This window comes from Methylobacterium sp. Leaf123 (assembly GCF_001423405.1).
Classification (GTDB): domain Bacteria; phylum Pseudomonadota; class Alphaproteobacteria; order Rhizobiales; family Beijerinckiaceae; genus Methylobacterium.
In genome coordinates this window covers 1-1393 of sequence record NZ_LMNS01000030.1, presented here as the reverse complement: position 1 = coordinate 1393, position 1393 = coordinate 1, and the positions used below count along the sequence as shown (strand labels likewise).

Genomic DNA, 1393 nt, shown 5'->3' with positions numbered 1-1393 from the left:
TAGAAAGTAAATACAAAAAAAGTGGTTCTTTCAAATCCTGAGTGGGTAACCCCATTAAAATAACACTCTACCACACACTCAAAAGGACGGTTTAAAATGCAAGATCTATTCACCCAAGCACTCGGTATAAATTCTCCTTGGTTTATTAAAGATGTTAGCTTTGACAACAAACAACTMAACATTCACATTGACTTTAAAAAAGGCACTAAATTTACAGATAGTAGTGCTGATACAAAAGCATATACAGCCTATGACACCAAAGCCAAAACCTATCGTCATATGAACTTCTTTGAACATGAATGCCATCTACATGTTAGAGTGCCTCGTATTAAGCGAGATGATGGCARAGTTAAAATGATACTGCCGCCTTTTGCAGGTGAGCTAAATGGATTTACACTTTTATTTGAAGCCTTTATTATTAAGTTTTGCAAACATATGCCGGTGCATAACGTTTGTCAGTTAATGAATGTATCAGACTACAAAGTTTGGAAGTTATTGGATATCTATGTTGACGAGGCAAGATTTAATCAAGATTTGAGCAATATTGACACCTTTGGCTTAGATGAAACCAGTGTTGCTAAAGGTCATGATTACATTACCCTGTTTGTTGATTTGTATCAAAAGGCTGTGGTGCATATTAGTGATGGTAAGGACAGCCAAACAGTTAAAGATTTTGTGGAAACACTAGAACAACAAAATGGCAAAAAAGAGCAAGTTAAAGCCATCAGTTGCGATATGTCACCTGCTTTTATTAAAGGCGTTAGAGATAACCTACCCAAGGCTAAAATCACTTTTGATAAGTTCCATATTTTAAAGATTATCAATGCAGGTGTAGATAAGGTTAGAAGAGAGGAGGTTAAGGATAATCCAATTCTTAAAGGTGCTCGCTATGTGTTTTTAAAAAATACGCAAAACCTAACCAAGAAACAACAACAAAAAAAGCAAACGCTAGAACTTGCAAATCTCAACCTAAAATCCTTTGAAGCTATGAGAATGCGTGAGACCTTCCAGCAAATTTATCAAGCACCTGATATGCAAACTTTTAAGACTTTGCTACAAAAATGGTATCACTGGGTTAGTAAGTGCACTTTAGCGCCAATGGTTAAAACAGCAAAGATGATCAAACGTCATTGGAGCGGTATTTTGCAATGGAAGTTAAGTAGTATTAATAATGGTATTTTAGAAGGTTTAAACTCAGTGATTCAGGCAGCAAAGAGAAAGGCAAGGGGCTATGGTAAAAAGCATTTTAAAACCATGGCTTATTTGCTTAGTGGAAAGTTGGATTTAAATCGGGTTAATGGGTTTTTACCCACTTGTTTTTAACAAGAGCCAAAAAAAGTTGATATGTTACGGCAACTACCACCCTAATTTAGGGGGAGTTTAAGGGTTTGAA

1 protein-coding gene is annotated in these 1393 nt (G+C 35.7%); it reads left to right on the top strand.

Annotated features, from left to right (window positions below; genetic code table 11):
- Positions 1 to 96: 96 nt before the first annotated feature.
- A complete protein-coding gene (locus ASF53_RS25110) occupies positions 97 to 1323 on the top strand; it encodes an ISL3 family transposase (RefSeq protein WP_082482763.1) in 1227 nt (408 codons plus the stop codon).
- The last annotated feature ends 70 nt before the right edge of the window (positions 1324 to 1393 follow it).